Annotated in this window: 20 protein-coding genes; 9 read left to right on the top strand and 11 right to left on the bottom strand. The window is 41.3% G+C overall.

The window, feature by feature from the left end; all coding sequences use genetic code 11:
- Position 1 precedes the first annotated feature (1 nt).
- Both thiL and Q4567_RS04335 read left to right on the top strand, forming a co-directional pair.
- On the top strand, positions 2-967 hold the full coding sequence (thiL, locus tag Q4567_RS04340) for a thiamine-phosphate kinase (protein WP_216050042.1): 966 nt from the start codon (positions 2-4) through the stop codon (positions 965-967).
- On the top strand, positions 964-1,452 hold the full coding sequence (locus Q4567_RS04335) for a phosphatidylglycerophosphatase A (RefSeq protein WP_303499506.1): 489 nt from the start codon (positions 964-966) through the stop codon (positions 1,450-1,452). Before thiL ends, Q4567_RS04335 begins: the two co-directional genes overlap by 4 nt.
- Before the next feature lie 144 nt (positions 1,453-1,596).
- On the opposite strand, the gene dxs is transcribed toward Q4567_RS04335, so the two are convergent.
- Genes dxs through Q4567_RS04320 form a run of 3 tightly spaced genes read right to left on the bottom strand, consistent with a single transcriptional unit; the run spans position 1,597 to position 4,639 of the window.
- Entirely contained in the window at positions 1,597-3,459 is a 1,863-nt protein-coding gene (dxs, locus tag Q4567_RS04330; protein WP_303499505.1) for a 1-deoxy-D-xylulose-5-phosphate synthase, read from the bottom strand.
- A gap of 38 nt (positions 3,460-3,497) precedes the next feature.
- Positions 3,498-4,391, bottom strand: coding sequence for a (2E,6E)-farnesyl diphosphate synthase (gene ispA / locus Q4567_RS04325; RefSeq protein WP_216050045.1), 894 nt, complete (start codon positions 4,389-4,391; stop codon positions 3,498-3,500).
- A complete protein-coding gene (locus tag Q4567_RS04320; RefSeq protein WP_216050046.1) occupies positions 4,388-4,639 on the bottom strand; it encodes an exodeoxyribonuclease VII small subunit in 252 nt (83 codons plus the stop codon). Before Q4567_RS04320 ends, ispA begins: the two co-directional genes overlap by 4 nt.
- A 313-nt stretch (positions 4,640-4,952) precedes the next feature.
- Here Q4567_RS04320 and pomA point away from each other — a divergent pair, with 313 nt between their 5' ends.
- On the top strand, positions 4,953-5,717 hold the full coding sequence (gene pomA, locus Q4567_RS04315; RefSeq protein WP_216050047.1) for a flagellar motor protein PomA: 765 nt from the start codon (positions 4,953-4,955) through the stop codon (positions 5,715-5,717).
- A gap of 3 nt (positions 5,718-5,720) precedes the next feature.
- Positions 5,721-6,650, top strand: a complete 930-nt coding sequence (locus Q4567_RS04310) for a flagellar motor protein MotB (protein ID WP_216050048.1) — start codon at positions 5,721-5,723, stop codon at positions 6,648-6,650.
- A gap of 26 nt (positions 6,651-6,676) precedes the next feature.
- On the opposite strand, the gene Q4567_RS04305 is transcribed toward Q4567_RS04310, so the two are convergent.
- The 7 genes from Q4567_RS04305 to Q4567_RS04275 are packed head-to-tail and all read right to left on the bottom strand — an operon-like array spanning position 6,677 to position 12,157.
- Positions 6,677-7,225 (bottom strand): DUF3833 domain-containing protein, encoded by a 549-nt coding sequence (locus Q4567_RS04305; protein WP_303499503.1) that lies wholly within the window; start codon positions 7,223-7,225, stop codon positions 6,677-6,679.
- A 2-nt stretch (positions 7,226-7,227) separates the two neighbouring features.
- Positions 7,228-7,683 (bottom strand): chalcone isomerase family protein, encoded by a 456-nt coding sequence (locus Q4567_RS04300; protein ID WP_252729369.1) that lies wholly within the window; start codon positions 7,681-7,683, stop codon positions 7,228-7,230.
- A gap of 54 nt (positions 7,684-7,737) precedes the next feature.
- Positions 7,738-8,991, bottom strand: coding sequence for a cyclopropane-fatty-acyl-phospholipid synthase family protein (locus Q4567_RS04295; protein ID WP_216050050.1), 1,254 nt, complete (start codon positions 8,989-8,991; stop codon positions 7,738-7,740).
- Complete coding sequence (locus Q4567_RS04290) at positions 8,981-9,724, bottom strand: DUF1365 domain-containing protein (protein WP_216050051.1); 744 nt, start codon at positions 9,722-9,724, stop codon at positions 8,981-8,983. Before Q4567_RS04290 ends, Q4567_RS04295 begins: the two co-directional genes overlap by 11 nt.
- A complete protein-coding gene (locus Q4567_RS04285; RefSeq protein WP_216050052.1) occupies positions 9,724-11,013 on the bottom strand; it encodes an NAD(P)/FAD-dependent oxidoreductase in 1,290 nt (429 codons plus the stop codon). Before Q4567_RS04285 ends, Q4567_RS04290 begins: the two co-directional genes overlap by 1 nt.
- Positions 11,010-11,738 (bottom strand): SDR family NAD(P)-dependent oxidoreductase, encoded by a 729-nt coding sequence (locus tag Q4567_RS04280; RefSeq protein WP_303499499.1) that lies wholly within the window; start codon positions 11,736-11,738, stop codon positions 11,010-11,012. The genes Q4567_RS04285 and Q4567_RS04280 overlap by 4 nt, the downstream gene beginning before the upstream one ends.
- Positions 11,735-12,157: a nuclear transport factor 2 family protein gene (locus Q4567_RS04275; RefSeq protein ID WP_216050054.1), complete on the bottom strand. Its 423-nt coding sequence runs from the start codon at positions 12,155-12,157 to the stop codon at positions 11,735-11,737. Before Q4567_RS04275 ends, Q4567_RS04280 begins: the two co-directional genes overlap by 4 nt.
- 182 nt (positions 12,158-12,339) lie before the next feature.
- Between Q4567_RS04275 and Q4567_RS04270 the strand changes: the two genes are divergently transcribed.
- Genes Q4567_RS04270 through Q4567_RS04260 form a run of 3 tightly spaced genes read left to right on the top strand, consistent with a single transcriptional unit; the run spans position 12,340 to position 14,256 of the window.
- Entirely contained in the window at positions 12,340-12,921 is a 582-nt protein-coding gene (locus Q4567_RS04270) for an LON peptidase substrate-binding domain-containing protein (protein WP_216050055.1), read from the top strand.
- Positions 12,922-12,977: 56 nt separating this feature from the next.
- On the top strand, positions 12,978-13,592 hold the full coding sequence (locus Q4567_RS04265) for a sigma-70 family RNA polymerase sigma factor (protein WP_216050056.1): 615 nt from the start codon (positions 12,978-12,980) through the stop codon (positions 13,590-13,592).
- Positions 13,585-14,256 carry a ChrR family anti-sigma-E factor gene (locus Q4567_RS04260; protein WP_216050057.1) on the top strand — a complete coding sequence of 224 codons (672 nt, stop codon included), beginning with the start codon at positions 13,585-13,587 and terminating at the stop codon, positions 14,254-14,256. Before Q4567_RS04265 ends, Q4567_RS04260 begins: the two co-directional genes overlap by 8 nt.
- Positions 14,257-14,352: 96 nt before the next feature.
- Here the strand turns inward: Q4567_RS04260 and Q4567_RS04255 are convergent, their stop codons facing one another.
- Positions 14,353-15,120: an outer membrane protein assembly factor BamD gene (locus Q4567_RS04255; protein ID WP_216050058.1), complete on the bottom strand. Its 768-nt coding sequence runs from the start codon at positions 15,118-15,120 to the stop codon at positions 14,353-14,355.
- A 232-nt stretch (positions 15,121-15,352) separates the two neighbouring features.
- Here Q4567_RS04255 and rluD point away from each other — a divergent pair, with 232 nt between their 5' ends.
- Both rluD and pgeF read left to right on the top strand, forming a co-directional pair.
- Entirely contained in the window at positions 15,353-16,336 is a 984-nt protein-coding gene (gene rluD / locus Q4567_RS04250; RefSeq protein ID WP_216050059.1) for a 23S rRNA pseudouridine(1911/1915/1917) synthase RluD, read from the top strand.
- Complete coding sequence (gene pgeF, locus Q4567_RS04245) at positions 16,329-17,084, top strand: peptidoglycan editing factor PgeF (RefSeq protein ID WP_303499496.1); 756 nt, start codon at positions 16,329-16,331, stop codon at positions 17,082-17,084. Before rluD ends, pgeF begins: the two co-directional genes overlap by 8 nt.
- The last annotated feature ends 32 nt before the right edge of the window (positions 17,085-17,116 follow it).

Here is a 17,116-nt window from a genome sequence, read left to right as displayed (position 1 = left end):
CGTGAAAGAATTTGATATTATTGATCGCTTTTTTAAACAAGAGCGAGAGTCGCGTAAAGACGTAATTCAGGGCATTGGGGATGATTGTGCAATCACTCGTGTGCCTGAAGGCCTTAACCTTGCCATCACCACTGATACATTAATTAGTGGCGTGCACTTTCCCGTGGATACGCCACCTGAAGCGATTGCGCATAAAGCATTGGCGGTTAATTTAAGTGATCTGGCGGCTATGGGGGCGGAACCAGCTTGGTTTAGTTTGTCGCTATCTCTCCCTAATATAGACGAAGCTTGGTTAGAGGCTTTTTCACAATCCCTATTTGAAGTATCTAAATACTACTCAATACAATTAATTGGCGGTGATACTGTACAAGGTCCATTGGCAATTACCATTACAGCTCAAGGATTTGTTCCGAATGAACATGCGTTAATGCGCAGCACTGCTAAACCTGGCGACTTAGTATATGTTACTGGCACCATAGGTGATGCAGGAGCCGGACTAGATATTAAATTGGGCAAACTCGATAGTTCTGAACTTGCTGCTAATTACTTATTAAACCGACTAAATTATCCTGCACCAAGATTGCTGGCTGGAACGGCGTTACGACGCACGGCAAGCTCTTGTATTGATATATCTGACGGCCTAGTGCAAGACCTGCAACATATTCTTAATGCATCTGAATGTGGTGCTAAAATCCACGTGAAAAATCTTCCCTTATCAGTGGCCCTCAAAGAAACGGTCGATTTAGAGCAAGCAATCCAATATGCACTCAGTTCAGGTGATGACTATGAGCTTTTGTTTACTGTTAATGAAGAACAAAAGGGCAATTTAGAAACTGCTTTGGCTAACGCAAATATTAATGCAACTTGCATTGGTCAACTTACCGGCGTAAAACGAAAGCTTGAATTGGTTTTTGATGATGAGCCTTATGAGCAACAGGGTGCATGTTTTGAGCACTTTAGCGTTTGAACGCTGAACAACGAAGCCGAGTTACGCTGAGTAACCCAGCACATTTTTTGGCTTTAGGAGCAGGGTCAGGCCTTGCCTCTAAAATGCCTGGAACATTTGGTACCCTTGCCGCTGTACCACTTGTTTGCTTGCTGCTAGAAACCGTCTCCTTGAATGTTTATCTATTTCTATGTCTGATAGCCAGTGTTGCCGGTATCTGGATTTGCGGCAAAACTGCCGATGATATGGGTGTACACGATGATTCATCTATCGTTTGGGATGAAGTGGCAGGCATGATGATTACTATGATTGCGGTGCCTTTGAGCTGGCAGACTATGCTGGTGGGGTTTGTATTGTTCCGCGTTTTCGATATTCTCAAACCATGGCCAATAAGCTACTTAGATAAACATGTTCACGGTGGTTTTGGTATTATGGCCGACGATGTGTTGGCGGGAATCGCTGCTTTTGCTAGTCTACATTTGTTACTGCACTTCGGGGTTCTATAGCTCGTTACTTTTAACGTCTTGTTCTTCCACTATTTCCAGCTTCTATAAATTTATCTGAATCTTTGCCGCCACTGTCACTTAGCTTATAAGACCCTAGCAATATCAAATAACTGGCTAATTAAATAGCCAGTTAAAAGTCAGTGATTAGTCTAAAAATTCTCTTACTTTGGCAACAATACCAGCACCGTCTAACTGCAACTCTTTATACATTTCTTGTTGCGTTCCTTGCATGATGAACTCATCAGGTAAGCCTATTTGCAGTAACTTGCTCGTGTACTTTTGACTGAGTAAATATTCTGCCACTGCACTGCCTGCACCACCCGTAATTGCGCCATCTTCAAGGCTTACAAATAGCTCAAAATCCTTGGCTAATGAATCGATTATGTTGCTATCCAAAGGTTTTACAAAGCGCATATCTACCATAGTCGCTCCTAATTCTTCCGCCGCTTCAATAGCATAGGGCAGCAAGGTACCGAAATTCAAAATAGCTACTTTATTACCATGTCTGAGCGTCCGCGATTGACCAATTTTAATTTCGCTCATGGTTTTTTCAATTTTAGCACCAACCCCAGTACCTCGCGGATAACGTACCGCCGCGGGTTGATTTAGTTTGTGGCCGGTGTACAGCATTTGACGGCACTCGTTCTCGTCAGAAGGGGCCATAATAATTAAGTTCGGAATACAGCGCATAAAGGGGATATCAAAGGCGCCTTGATGGGTTGGACCATCGGCACCGACCAAACCAGCGCGGTCTACGGCAAAAAGCACCGGAAGGTTTTGCAATGCTACGTCATGAATTAACTGATCATAAGCTCGCTGTAAGAATGTTGAATAAATTGCTACAACTGGATTGAGCCCTTCTTTGGCTAAACCTGCAGCGAAGGTCACTGAATGTTGTTCGGCAATGGCCACATCAAAGTACTGTTCTGGAAATTCTTGAGAGAATTTGACCATACCCGAGCCTTCACGCATTGCCGGAGTGATGGCCATCAATTTTGAGTCCAAAGCGGCCATATCACATAACCATTCGCCAAATACGTTTGAAAAAGTAGGACCACTGGGAGCTGATTTTGGTAAGCCATTGTCTGCAGGATTGAACTTAGGCACTGCATGAAATTTAATCGGATCTTTTTCCGCTAACTCAAATCCTTTGCCTTTTTTGGTTACCACATGAAGAATTTGTGGGCCTTTAATATTTCGCATGTTACGTAAGGTTTCAACAACCCCTTTCACATCGTGGCCGTCGATAGGACCGATATAATTAAATCCAAGCTCTTCAAATATGGTGCCTGGAACCACCATACCTTTTATATGTTCTTCTGCTCGACTGGCAAATTCTTTTATAGGCGGTACATTGCTTAATAATTTTTTGCCGCCATCGCGAATCGAATTGAAGAAGTTTCCCGTTAACAGGCGCGCTAAATGACTATTGAGTGCGCCAACATTTTCTGAAATCGACATTTCGTTATCGTTCAGAATAACCAACACATCTTTATCGATGTCTCCGCCATGGTTTAGAGCTTCAAACGCCATACCTGCGGTCATAGCGCCATCACCAATTACCGCGACTACCTTACGATCTTTACCTTCTTTTTCAGCAGCCACAGCCATGCCCAGGGCTGCGCTTATTGACGTTGAAGAGTGACCTACAGCAAAGGTATCGTATTCGCTTTCTAACGGCCAAGGAAACGGATGTAGGCCATCTTTTTGACGAATGGTCGTCATTAGTTCTCGACGACCTGTCAGAATTTTATGGGGATAAGCCTGATGACCCACATCCCAGATGAGACGATCAAAAGGTGTGTTATAAACATAATGAAGTGCGACCGTTAGCTCAACAGTGCCTAGTCCAGAAGCGAAATGCCCACTACTTTTACTGACGCACGACAAAAGGTATTGACGCAATTCATCTGCACACTGTCTTAATTGTTCTTGTGGAAGTTTACGCAAATCTTCAGGCGTATTGGCCTTTGCCAAGATAGGATAGTGAGCTAAATCAAGTGTCATGTTTTGCCTAGTATTATTTATGTTTGTGGCTTGCGAGTCTAAAAACGTCGATTAACAACAAAATCGGAAAATTCGCGCAATAACGTTGTATTGTATGGCAAAGCGTCTAATGCGTGAAGTGCTTGTTGATGAAGTTGCTGCAAATATGTTTTTGCACCTTCTAATCCCAACAACGAAGGGTAGGTGGATTTGTTCTGAGCTTGATCAGAACCTTGCGGTTTACCAATCACCTTGGAGTCACCTATTATATCTAAAATATCGTCTTGAACCTGAAAAGCTAGGCCTAAAGCTTCACTATATTGATCAAGCAGTTGACTCACTTCTGGAGCAAGATCTTCGGCCAAAATTGTGGCCATGGAAACCGATACTTTAAACAATGCACCTGTCTTGAGATTATGCAGTTGTTGTAACTCTGATTGGGAAATCGGTTTATTGGTGGCTGCTAAATCAAGGGCTTGCCCAGCACACATACCGTGAATTCCAGAAGCTTGAGAGAGCAATTTAACCAGCTTCAACTGTTTAATTGGATTGTTTATCGCAGAATCTGCTGAGCTAAGTACATCAAAGGCGAGAGTTTGCAATGCGTCACCGGCCAAAATAGCAGTTGCTTCATCAAACGCAATGTGACAGGTCGGCTTACCCCGCCTCAGTTCATCATCATCCATCGCAGGTAAGTCATCATGGATCAGCGAATAGGCATGAATACATTCAACTGCAAAGGCTGGCACATCCAATTTATCTATAGAAACACCCAGCATTTCACCAGTAGCATAAACCAAAAATGGTCGTGTTCGTTTTCCGCCATTGAGTAATGCGTATTGCATCGCTTGTGTTAAGCGTGTCGCAGGGGACGAATGCTCGACAAAATATTGATTGAGTAAATTGTCAATGCGCAGGTGAAAGCGCTTTTGGTTTTGAACTAAAGCGGTCACTCATCTATCCGTTGTTGGTCTAGCTCCTGAAGCACATCTTCTTGATCTTGTTGCATCAAAATCTGCACTCTTTGTTCAGCCGCTTTGAGCATTTTTTGGCTATTTCGAGCAAGTGATATGCCCCTTTCAAACTTCGCTAATGCTTGTTCTAAAGGAATATCTCCCTGTTCCATTTCTGCAACCAGTTGCTCTAATTCCTGCATTGTGTCTTCAAACGAATTGTCACTTAGTTCGTTGTCTTTACTCATCTGGTACAGTGTCCTTAATAGCGAATATTTTAAAAGTTGGGAACGATACCTGAGGCACCATTTTTGGTCAATGGATTTTACTCCACCTAGGTACATAGCGGGCAATAAACTTGATAATTTTAGTAGTTCATTTGTGCCAAACTGTAATTGTATATGCTATGTTTTCCTATAACTTGGATATAACTCCTTTAGAATCGGCTTCAACAGTCGATAAAATGGAATAATTCAGTGACTTATCCGGGTAAATACCTTAAAAAGAGTAAGGTATTCGGGTCTTTTTTCGATTAGCTTATCGAATCCTTGGGAGGACAATGTGGATTTAGCGACCCTTATAGGTATGCTTGGTGCAATCGGTTTCGTCGTCATGGCCATGGTTATGGGGGGCGACATTAGTATGTTTATGAACGTGCCATCTATCCTTATTGTATTTGGTGGTACATTGTTTGTGGTGCTATCTCAGTACACACTTGGGCAGTTTTTCGGTGCGGGTAAAATCGGCGGAAAAGCATTCATGTTTAAGATTGAATCGCCTGACGACCTAATTCAGAAAATTGTAGAAATGGCTGATGCAGCTAGAAAAGGTGGCTTTTTGGCCCTTGAAGAAGCTGAAATAGAAAATGCATTCATGCAAAAAGGCGTCGATATGTTGGTAGATGGCCACGATGTCGATGTGGTCAGAGATACCCTTGCTAAAGACATTGCGATGACCACTGAACGTCACGAGTTTGGTGCCACAATTTACAAAGGTATGGGAGACGTTGCTCCTGCAATGGGCATGATCGGTACTTTAATTGGCTTGGTTGCTATGCTTTCTAACATGGATGATCCAAAAGCAATTGGACCCGCAATGGCAGTGGCACTATTAACCACCCTATATGGCGCTTTTTTTGCGAATGTTATTTGTTTGCCGATGTCAGTTAAATTGCTAAACCGTGCGAACGAAGAAAAACTTAATCAAAGCCTGGTGTTAGACGGCATAATAGGTATCGCAGACGGACAAAATCCAAGAGTTATCGAAGGAATATTGAAAAGTTATCTTGCTGCGAATAAGCGCGGTGCGGCGACAGAGGAAGAATAGTCAATGGCAGAGCAAGAATGCCCAAAATGTCCTCCTGAAGGACTCCCTGCGTGGATGGGGACTTTTGCGGACTTAATGTCTCTGCTGATGTGTTTCTTTGTGCTGTTGCTGGCCTTTTCTGAAATGGATGTGCTTAAATTTAAGCAAATTGCCGGTTCAATGAAATTCGCTTTTGGTGTGCAGAATAAAATTGAAGTCAAAGATATTCCTAAAGGTACCAGTGTTATTGCCATGGAATTTCGACCTGGCAGACCAGATCCCACACCCATCGAAAATATCCAGCAGCAAACTGTTGATATGACCCAAGAAATGTTGGAATTCCAAGCCGGCGATGAAGATTCTGCTGGCGGACGGCAAAAACAACGGGGTGAACAACGAGGTGGGGCAGCACAACAAACCGCTACTGACCAGTCGTCGTCTTCTGCTCAACAACAATCTAGTCAAGAACAAACTAACGAGTTGATGAAAAAAGTCGCTCAACAATTACAAAAACAAATATTAGATGGTTCTATTGAAATGGAATCTTTAGGCCAGCAAATTATCATAAGGATCCGTGAGAATGGATCGTTTTCCGCGGGATCTGCCTTTCTACAACCCCAATTTCGTCCCATTTTGAAGACGATTGGTGAATTACTTGCAGATGTTCCAGGTGAGATAGAGATTTCTGGCCACAGTGACAGTCAGCAAATATCCAATGAGTTATATCGCTCTAACTGGGATTTATCCGCACAAAGGGCGGTTGCTGTAGCAGAAGAAATTAGAAAAGCTGACGGTTTTGATGAGCAACGCATGTTGGTGGTAGGGAAGGCGGATACCGCGCCATTGTCGACCAATGAAAACGCTGGAGACAGAGGTCGTAATCGCCGCGTAGAAATTGCTATTAACCAAGGTAAACCTATGTATTCAAAACCCATTTCGGTTATCGAGCCTTAAGGGTGATGCTAACCTAACTCCCTAGGTTATTGGCATTTCCTAAGCGGCTCAGTTTTATCAAAGAAGATGGAAATTTCTGCCACTCCGATACCTAATTTACTCATATACGAACGATTCATCATGCGCTTTTCATCCAACATGTACATCCAATCATCTACTTTCAGATCAAACTCTGAATCATCTACAGGCACTCTGAGTGTATAGTGCCAATTGAAACTCATACCATTAGCTTCGCCACTTGCTTGGCCAATTACATCACCTGCAGACCCTGTGACAGTGCCGTCTTGCTGAATATTAAGTTGCCACTGTCTGATTTGCGTTTCGCCATCTGCATAGTAAAACGTTTCGTGTAATTTTCCGCTATCACCTTGCCAAGTGCCAATGATGTCAACACAAAAACGACGAGTCGTTTTGTTATTGATATCTTGCACAATTCCCCACGCGGTTAAATTGCCTGAAAAATACTCTTTTAGTTTAAATTCTGGTGTGGTTCCTTGATAATCATCGACCGAGGATGAACACCCAGATAAACCGACCATTGCAGCGCAAACCGCTGTGTATTGAATAAAGTTCATCGTTAACCTCCAATCAGTTGTTTACGAAGTTTGGGGTAACTGCAGTTTTCGTCGAGCCATATGGCCAGAAAACTCGGTCCAAATTTGGGGTCTTGTATCACTCCAATGAGATCATCATTAAAAAAGAATTGGCTGTGACCATTCGCATTGACCTTCAAGGTCAGTACGTCATTTTTTTTGATATTCGGCCAAATTGAATCAAGCTCATCCAGCCAATTTCGAATATTCTGCGAGGAATAACCTAGTTTTTGCCATTCCTGTTCTGTGCGCTCCAATAAGTCTTCACTTTTTATTGCACGTAAGTATTTTATTTGCAGTGCCAATGGCAGGTTATCAGCAGCATATTCTCCATTCTTGCTATAAAGAGTTGAGAAATAAATATCGAAAAAGAATACCTCTAGTTTGGCAGAACCGACTTTCGTCAGTCCTGTTATTGGATTAGCCATTACTATATTCATTGTGTTACTGCTCACCATCAATATGAAAAAAAATCCCAAAGTTTTTAACATCGGCTATCTGATTACTTGTCCGATGAAAGACGGCTTACTTAGCACTAACTGCACTGTTGAAATGGTGCGTTCTAAAAATCCTCCTTCACAATAACTAAAATAATAACGCCACATTCGCATAAACCTTTCGTCATATCCTTCTTTAGCGAGCACTTCACGTTTGTCTAAGAAGCGCTGATGCCAGTGATTGATGGTTTTTGCATAATCTAGTCCGATATCATGTGAATCGCGGATCATCATGTCGCTGTATAGTTTTAAGTGCCGGTTTAGCTCATATTGAGAAGGTAAAAATCCTCCCGGAAATATATGTTTTTGAATAAAGTCCACGTCTTTACTGTAACTTTCGTAACGACGATCATCTATGGTGATGGATTGCAGCAGCATCAAACCATCTTTTTTTAGTAGTGAAGAACACTTTTCAAAGAAATTAGGCAAGTACTCTTTGCCCACCGCTTCAATCATCTCAATGGAAACCAGTTTATCGTACTGACCTGTTAACACTCGGTAGTCTTGCTTTAACAAAGTGATACGACTTGTCAGATTTTCCTTAGCTACCCATTGTTGCGCATAATCAAATTGTTCATCAGAAATAGTTGTTGTAGTGACTTTGCAACCGTAATGTTTAGCTGCAAATATGGCCAAACCACCCCAGCCCGTACCGATTTCCAAAAGGTGATCATTTTCATTGAGTTGCAATTTGTCACAAATCGCTTTGAGTTTAAGTTGTTGGGCTTGTTCCAAGCTAATATCTTGGGTTGGATAAATAGCCGCGGAATACATCATACTGTTATCTAAAAACTGGGTATAAAGCCTATTCCCTAAATCATAATGTGCTGAGATATTCTTTTTGGCTTGATGTTTAGAGTTTTTATTTTTTAAATGACTAATCTGACGAAGTGGAGTGGCTATCCATCTCATTTTTGCTTCCCAAGCATCCAGCATAGGCAAATTGCGCGCGAAGATTCGAATCACATCGGTCAAATTTGGCGTTTCCCACAAATTATCCGTGTAGGTTTCACCCGAAGCGACGCTACCTCCAAATAGTAATTTTTTGTATGCTTTTAAGTCGAGAAAGTTAATTTCGGCGTGAAGATCTGAATTTGCATCGCCAAACCTGTCAACTAAGACTCCGTGTTCTTTTATGGTCATCATACCTTCAGGTATCTGACTGAAAATTTTGAGCAAAATATTTCTGCAAATTCGATCTGTGGTGGATAACGTTTCAGTCTGAGTCAGGGTGTTTTCACTATTTAACATCTGCTTTTTTTTCCTTATTGCCAGGATGACCATAAAAAGGCACACCTTTAACAAACAATTTCAATGCTTGCCAATAAATACCGACAACGGTTTTTATTGTCATACTTGGGATATTTAGTAGTACGCGTAAAAGGTGTTTTGAGTTCAATGGTTCACGAACAAGATTGAGATTTGCTTGAAAGTGCTTCTGCTCTTTAAAGCAGCTAAGTGATAATGTGAGTCTTTTACTAGGTTGCTTAACGTTCCATTTATACTGCATATCTAAGGGATTAAATGGAGAAACATGAAATTCTTTGTCACAGTCTTGTTGGACCGCTAAATCAACCAAATAGTGATGTCTTTCGTTCCAAGGTGTATTGCTCACCTCAGCAAGTAGATGACTAAATGTGCCATCTGGTTGTTGTAAATAATAAAAATTGACTGGGCTAAAATACAAGCCAAACATACGCAGTTGGCCTAACAAAAATACCTTTCCAGACAGTGGCTTTTGCGCTAATTCAGACATACGTTGTATCACCGATGACTTTAAATCATCTTGTGGATTACCTAAAAAATCTGAACGCTTAAACCTAACCACTGAAAAACGATTGGTAGAAAAGCCTTTTACGTTTTCGCAAAGCTCGTCTATTTCATCTAAGTTGAGCCAAAACATAAATATTTTATAGTTAAAGGCATGCTTTTTCGGAAGGTGTCGCGCATGAAAAACGTTGCCAATATATAGCGCACTGTCCATTAGAGTTCAGCCCCAAATCGACTACACACATCTAAAGCACTGCGCACGCCGTCTTCATGAAAACCGTTATACCAATAAGCACCGCAAAAATGCATGCCCGCCACGCCACAAATCTCAGATCTTCGGGATTGTGCCTTGGCGCTTTGCAAACTAAATTGAGGATGATGGTATTCGAACTGTTTTAAAATTTTATCAGGGGCGATATGCTCACTATTATTCAGTGTCACGCAAAAAGTATGTTCCGACTCTAGGCGTTGTAAAATATTCATGTTGTAAGTGAGTGATGTTGGTTCTTGTTCCTCGTCAGGACCACCTTTGAGTAAATAATTCCAACTCGCCCAAGCCAATCTGCGCTTCGGCAATACAGAGGTATCAGTGTGCAATACCACTTCATTGGGACTGTAGGGCATAGCCGATAAAATATCTTGTTGTGCAACAGAAGGGTTTTTAATCATTTTTAGCGCCTGATCACTATGACAGGCAAATATCACTTCATCGAATTCAAAGTTGCTGTTACTTAGATCCCCATCGACTGCCGCCAATGTAATACGATATTTGCCATCTACATATTCCACTTGACTAATAGGACTGTTCAATAGAATTTTGTCCCTGAAACCTTCTGTTAATGGATTTATATATTCTCTGGAGCCACCAATGATGGTGTACCATTGTGGTCTGTCAGTGATATTTAATAACCCATGGTTATTGAAAAATTGTAAAAAGAACGCGAGCTGAAAGCCTTTAATATCTTGCAACGTTGCTGACCAAATCGCAGCGCACATAGGTAAAATATAATTGTGATTAAAATCTTCGCTAAATTTATGTTGAATTAAAAACTCGCCCAGAGTGATATCGCCAATTTGTTCGGGCGTTTGTTCACTAAAAAGTTGTTTACATAATTTATTGAAGCGCAATATGTCGCGGACAATTCGGTGAAATTTAGGACGAAGAATATTTCTTCGTTGGGCGAATAGACTATTAATTGTATTGCCGTTGTATTCTAAGTTTTCACTCAGGTTTTTCACACTGAAACTCATTTCTGTGGGTTGACCTGCCACCCCGATTTTTGCAAGTAGCTTAATAAAGTTAGGATAAGTCCAATCGTTGTAGACTATAAACCCAGTGTCTATGGCGTAACTTTTTCCGGCTACATCAACATCTACAGTGGCGGTGTGGCCGCCAATGTAGTTATTGGCTTCGAACACGGTAATGTCGAACTTTTCATGGAGTAAATGGCCACATGTTATGCCAGAAATGCCGCTTCCAATAATCGCGATTCGCTTTTTCATTCAGTATCCTGAGTATTCTTCATTTTGCTGCTTATTTTAAATTTCGCCCATGCAGGAAAAAGATTTAAAAAACGTAATATAAAACTTAATTTTTTGGGGAAATAAATGCTTGAATGGCGCTGTTCAATTCCCACTAATAAGGCATCAGCAGCCTCATTGACGCTAATTTTCATTGGCATTTCGAAATCATTTTTATCCGTTAATGGTGTTTCTACAAAGCCTGGAGAAGCGCTCTGAATGAGGATGTTTTTGGGCGCTAGGTCAACTTGCATACTCTTACTGAAGTAGTGTAAGGCTGCTTTACTGGCACCATATGCTTGACTGCGAGTGAAGGGCAGCAATCTCGCTAAACTATCCACAATCACTATTTGCTGTGGTGGACTGCTCGCTTTGATTAGTGAAGCAGTGCAATTTACGACACCCATGAAATTGACGTCAAACACCCGTTTAAACAATGCCACTTCAAAGCAATCTATATCGACATATTCGCACACGCCTGCGTTTAGCACCGCGATATCTGGATGCACGTTTTGCAAACCGTCAGCAACTTGCTGTTGATTCGCTATATCGAATTTGAGTGTCGATATATTGTCGTATTTCGCCAGCGCTTCTAACGCGTCTTGATTTCGTCCGCAAGCAATTACCTTATAATTTTTTTGTGCACACAAAAGCGTGAGCGCTTTACCAATGCCAGATGTTGCGCCTGTGATTAAAATTGTTTTCATGAGACTAACCTTCGTTTAAGTGCCCTGATAATATGTTTTAGCAGCGGGACTTGCTCATAAATCATCTCTCCCAAGTCGTAATAATCTCGGTGGAATACAATCTTATCGTTAGCGCTTTTTAAGTGACTAATACCGTCAACTTCAAATTCTTTCCCCGAATTTAGCTGGGGGTGCACTATTCTCATTTTCCAGGTTACGAAAATATCACCCTCAACCTCAGTGATATGTTGAATCAAACAGTCACATTTTGATGTGTTAGTAAGTAAATTTTCAAAGTAATCTTTTATACATTTAAGTCCTTGATGTTGGCTAAGCGGGTCTATCAAAGTTGCTTCGGGAGCATATACATCGCCCAAGTGAGCAATTGATTGCAACGACAAGTTTCGGTAAAAATTTTCGAATTTTTTCAATACACTCATGATCAATACTTTCTGTTAGCTCATAGTTAGGTTTACTCGACCCAGTTTCATTGGGATCATATTTAGACTAAAAATAGTCTAGTTTGTGGTGAACTTCGGTGAACGATGAAATTTCAGATTATTTGGATCTAATTTGCTTTGCCTAGCGTAGATGTTAGTGATGAATAATTAGGAACAGCAAATTGGCTTCTGAAACCTTTACTTCTCCATTGTTTCCATTGTCTGCACATATATTGCCAGGTGGCGTAATGTCATTACGTATTTTTGAACCCAGATATATTCGAATGGTAAAAGAGGCTTGTGCTGAACAATCTGGCTTCGTTATTAGTATGCTCAATTCAATGGGTGACAAAACATCAAACCAACATATGTATCCAATTGGGACTTATGTCACAGTTGAAGACTTTGATTTATTGGAAGATGGCTTGCTGGGTATCACTGTCAAGGGCCATTCTTGTGTATGTATAGAATCAGTTGAGACGGCAAAGGACGATCTCAGAATCGGACAGTGCCGCTGGCAAGAAAACTGGACATCTTCGGCAGTTGAAACTCGAAATATCGATGTAGATTTAAAATTAAAAGAAATTTTCGATAAATACCCAGAAGTTCAAGCGCTTTACCCTAACCCCAAATTCGACGATCCGGTTTGGGTGGTTTATCGCTGGTTAGAACTTCTCCCTGTCGATGCAGATCAGAAACAAACCTTTTTACAGCAGAAAGATTGTCTAGCAGCCTTGGAATTTTTATCACAACTGGTAAAGTGATCCTTATCTATTTGAATGCGTATAAATTGAAATAATTTGATTTCAGGAAAGTACGCATGCTGGTCGGAATTCCATTGCAGTCGAAAAATGCAAATATACCCACACCTAAAGAATGTGCTAAAGAAATGTCTGAGCACTTGGTTACAGTGGCTGAAATGCGCTGTAAGCGTTCGTTCGCTGAAGTATTTAATTACTTCGCACCTAGGCTTAGATCTTATTGCTTGAAACAAACAGGAAACGAAGCGCTGGCGATGGAGTTAGTGCAAGACACTATGTCTAATGTTTGGCAAAAAGCGCATTTATTCAATGCTGAAAAAGGTTCCCCTTCGACATGGATTTTTACTATAGCTAGAAATCTACGATTTGACATGTTGCGCAAACAACAAAACCGCAAGGAAGACATCTGTTCAGACGACTTGTGGCCAGTGTTGTGCGAGCATACAGCGGATGTCAACGAGGTTTCGCTGGAACAGCAAATGACCATGCAACAAATAAATACCATGTTCGAATCTCTTCCAGAAAAGCAGAAAGTGGTTATTGAAGCCATTTATATTGAGGGCAAATCTCAACAAGAGGTTGCTTCACAGCTAGATATTCCTTTGGGGACTGTGAAGTCTCGTACAAGGTTGGCGTTACAACGATTGAAAGAGTTGATTAAAGACGATGATTAATTTCCACCCAACTCAGCAGCAGTTGAGCGATTTTGCTCAAGGCTTAAGTGCTCCAGCGTTGTCGCTGGTGATTTCCGCCCATGCTGACATGTGCCCACAATGTAAAAGGCAAATTTCTCAGTTAGAAAGTGCATCTGCGAAAATACTTGTTGAGCAACCTATTGACAGAATGGCTGAACAACCCACTGATTTTGCATCTATGTTAGCTGAAATTACCTGTTTACCCGCTGCTGAGGGGCCGAGCAATATCTCTCAATCCCATCAGATAGAATTAGATGGTCGCAAATTTACTGTCCCCAGAGCTTTGAAACGCTATGTTGAAAAGACCGGTAATTGGTCACATCTATTGGGAAACCTTTGGCAAGCTCCCGTTGATTTAGGTCCCATAGGTAAAGCTAATTTTATTTTTATGCAAAAACAGGGGCGGGTGCCGGAACACACTCACAGAGGAACAGAACTGACCTTGGTGATTGATGGTGAGTTTAGTGACGGTATTTCACATTATGATACGGGTGACTTTATTCTGATGAATAGCGAAAATACTCACGCGCCATATTCTGAAGCCAGTGAAGGCTGTTTGGTGTTTACCATTGTTGATGCGCCCTTGCACTTCACATCTGGTATCGCACGTTTGCTTAATCCCTTTAGTCACTTGTTTTTCTAGGTATAATCCTAACAATCCATATAAAAAAACGCGCTGGCAATTATTGTCAGCGCGTTTTTTAATGATTTAAATTAATTAGTACGTTAGATTTATCTATTAGCTAACGTAGCGACTGTCTGGATAATTCAGTCTCAAGGTTTTTAACGCATTATTTTTTAATTCTTCAAGTTCCAGTTGGTCATAACATTCAACCATTATCTCTAATGCATTTTGAATTTCACTAGAATCAGGGAAGTATTCAAGCACGTATCTGCCACGATTTGCAGCAGCAACATAAGCTTCTCTGCGCATATAAAAACGTGCAACGGCGATTTCATACTTGGCTAAACGATTTTTAATAAACACCATGCGCTTTTTAGCATCAGCAGCGTATTTACTATCGGGAAATTTATTAATTAAACGGCGAAAATCAGAAAATGCTTCTCGTGAACGGCTCGGGTCTCGATCTGAGCGATCAATGCCAACCAGTTCTTGGAAAAGGTTTTTATCAGCATCTAAATTAGTTAAACCACGCATATATAGTGCATAATCCACATCTGAGTGATTAGGATTGAGTCGCACAAATCTATCAATAGTGGCAATAGCTTCATCTGTTTTACCTACTTTATAATAAGAGTAAATCAGATCTAATTGCACTTGGTGTGAATGTGGTCCAAAAGGGAAACGAGAATCAAGTGTACTTAATATTTCCGTCGCAACGTTGAAATTACCTTGCGACATACTTTCTTTTGCTTGATCATACAGCGCACTTTCGCTTCTGTTCCCAATTAAAATATCTTCATCATCAGGTGAAGAAGAACAGCCATACATAGTGGCAACAGAAAGCAGAATGATTAGTTTGTAGAATGAATTTTTAAATGTCATGTTACTCTTATTCTATACAGGGATTTAGCAGGCGTTAAAAAATCCGCTAAACTTTGTTTTCAGTAATCCATCGATCCGAGGCATTCTACCCTAGGGATCCATGGGATGCACGTTTTGTTATAAATCACCTAATCGTGATATCTGGCGTTTGCATTTGTACCCGCATAATGTGAATTATATCGCCAGTTGCGGGAAATTATATTTTTATAGATCTTTAAGGACACAATTTTACATGCCCAGCGATCCTCAAGCGATAAAACTCTCTACAGATGTACCAGAAACATTAATTGGTAAACGGTTAGATCAAGCTTTAGCCGAATTGTTCCCTGATTATTCACGATCTCGCTTAAAAGAATGGATTTTAGCCGGAAGTGTCAGTCTAAATGGGACTGTGTGCGATAAACCAAGAGAAAAAGTATTTGGTGGTGAGCAAGTATCCATAGACGCCACGTTGCAGGTGCAAGAAAATCATGTGGCGCAAGATATCGAATTAAATATAGTGTATGAAGACGAACATATATTAGTGATTAACAAACCAACGGATCTTGTTGTTCATCCTGGAGCAGGAAATGCGGACGGCACCATTTTAAACGCTCTGCTTAGCCACGCGCCTGAGGTCGCTAGTGTACCAAGAGCTGGTATTGTTCATCGCCTCGACAAAGATACAACAGGCCTTATGGTCGTTGCTAAAACAGTTCCTGCCCAGACTCATTTGGTTGAACAACTTCAAGCTCGCGAAATTAGTCGAGAATATGAAGCTGTGGTCTATGGCACTATGGTCGCTGGTGGTATTGTTGATGCTCCGATTGGGCGACATCCGACTAAACGTACCAGTATGGCTGTCCGTGAAACCGGTAAACCAGCGGTCACTCATTATCGTATTAAACAGAAATATCGCGCCCATACGCACCTAAGACTAAAATTAGAAACCGGCCGTACCCACCAAATTCGCGTCCATATGTCCCATTTGCGATATCCGTTAGTTGGAGATGTGTTATATGGCGGCAGACCACGTTTACCTAAAGCCTGTTCTGAAGATATGATTAACATGTTAAGAGGATTTAAACGCCAAGCATTGCACGCTATTCAATTGGAACTATCTCATCCTACTACAGGTGAGTGGATGAGTTGGCAGGCCCCTTTACCAGATGACATGGTGGAACTACTATCTGTTCTCAAAGAAGATACCAAGGAACATGGATTTGCCGATGACTGAAGCTGTGTTATCAAGCCCAATTCGGACGCCTCATTGGACTTTGCCTGAAGGTGTTAAGGCTTTTTATACCACACGTAAAATGGGAGTTAGCCAGCCCCCATACGAGAGTAATAATTTGGCAATGCATGTTGGCGATAATCCAGCTGATGTGCAGTTTAATCGAGATGCATTGCCATGTGCAGACTCGGTGGCTTGGTTAACGCAAGTACACGGAATTCGATGTATTCGTATTACAAAAGATTATTTTTTACCTCTAGAAGTTGCCAAAGCCGACGCCAGTTTTACCACTGAAAGAAAAAGTGTATGCGCTGTGATGACTGCTGATTGTATGCCAATTCTTGTGGCGAATACTGCCGGCACTTGTGTGGCGTCCATTCACGCTGGCTGGCGCGGTTTAGCCAATGGTATTATTGAAAACACAATTGCTGCGATGAATTGTGAGCCTGGTGCTTTGACGGTTTGGATCGGCCCGCATATTTCGCAACGACATTTCCAAGTATCTGAGGATTTGAGGAAAGTATTTGCTCAGTATCCTGAAGCATTTGTTAAAGATACGGTAAAGGGAAAATACTTGTGTAGTTTAGCCCAAATAGCCCGTGAAAAGTGTCATTCAATAGGTGTGGGTAGTTTTGTAGAAAGTGGTATATGTACTTATGTTCATCATGGCGACTTCTACTCTCATCGGTATGCCCAACATCACGGCCAAGCTCAGACAGGTCGATTTGTATGCGGTATTTATTTACAGTAATTGTAATTTGAGTTGCTATAAATTCAGTAGCT

It is taken from the genome of Aliiglaciecola sp. 2_MG-2023 (genome assembly GCF_030548145.1).
Lineage (GTDB): Bacteria > Pseudomonadota > Gammaproteobacteria > Enterobacterales > Alteromonadaceae > Aliiglaciecola > Aliiglaciecola lipolytica_A.
Note: the sequence above shows the minus strand (reverse complement) of the source record. Positions and strands in the feature narration are given on the sequence as shown.

Bases quoted from the DNA above. Each gene is read 5' to 3' on its own strand.
- dxs (WP_303499505.1), bottom strand. From the start codon at position 3,459: ATGACACTTGATTTAGCTCACTATCCTATCTTGGCAAAGGCCAATACG.
- Q4567_RS04320 (WP_216050046.1), bottom strand. From the start codon at position 4,639: ATGAGTAAAGACAACGAACTAAGTGACAATTCGTTTGAAGACACAATG.
- Q4567_RS04310 (WP_216050048.1), top strand. From the start codon at position 5,721: ATGGCAGAGCAAGAATGCCCAAAATGTCCTCCTGAAGGACTCCCTGCG.
- Q4567_RS04305 (WP_303499503.1), bottom strand. From the start codon at position 7,225: ATGAACTTTATTCAATACACAGCGGTTTGCGCTGCAATGGTCGGTTTA.
- Q4567_RS04300 (WP_252729369.1), bottom strand. From the start codon at position 7,683: ATGAATATAGTAATGGCTAATCCAATAACAGGACTGACGAAAGTCGGT.
- Q4567_RS04295 (WP_216050050.1), bottom strand. From the start codon at position 8,991: ATGTTAAATAGTGAAAACACCCTGACTCAGACTGAAACGTTATCCACC.
- Q4567_RS04290 (WP_216050051.1), bottom strand. From the start codon at position 9,724: ATGGACAGTGCGCTATATATTGGCAACGTTTTTCATGCGCGACACCTT.
- Q4567_RS04285 (WP_216050052.1), bottom strand. From the start codon at position 11,013: ATGAAAAAGCGAATCGCGATTATTGGAAGCGGCATTTCTGGCATAACA.
- Q4567_RS04280 (WP_303499499.1), bottom strand. From the start codon at position 11,738: ATGAAAACAATTTTAATCACAGGCGCAACATCTGGCATTGGTAAAGCG.
- Q4567_RS04275 (WP_216050054.1), bottom strand. From the start codon at position 12,157: ATGAGTGTATTGAAAAAATTCGAAAATTTTTACCGAAACTTGTCGTTG.
- Q4567_RS04265 (WP_216050056.1), top strand. From the start codon at position 12,978: ATGCTGGTCGGAATTCCATTGCAGTCGAAAAATGCAAATATACCCACA.
- Q4567_RS04260 (WP_216050057.1), top strand. From the start codon at position 13,585: ATGATTAATTTCCACCCAACTCAGCAGCAGTTGAGCGATTTTGCTCAA.
- Q4567_RS04255 (WP_216050058.1), bottom strand. From the start codon at position 15,120: ATGACATTTAAAAATTCATTCTACAAACTAATCATTCTGCTTTCTGTT.
- rluD (WP_216050059.1), top strand. From the start codon at position 15,353: ATGCCCAGCGATCCTCAAGCGATAAAACTCTCTACAGATGTACCAGAA.
- pgeF (WP_303499496.1), top strand. From the start codon at position 16,329: ATGACTGAAGCTGTGTTATCAAGCCCAATTCGGACGCCTCATTGGACT.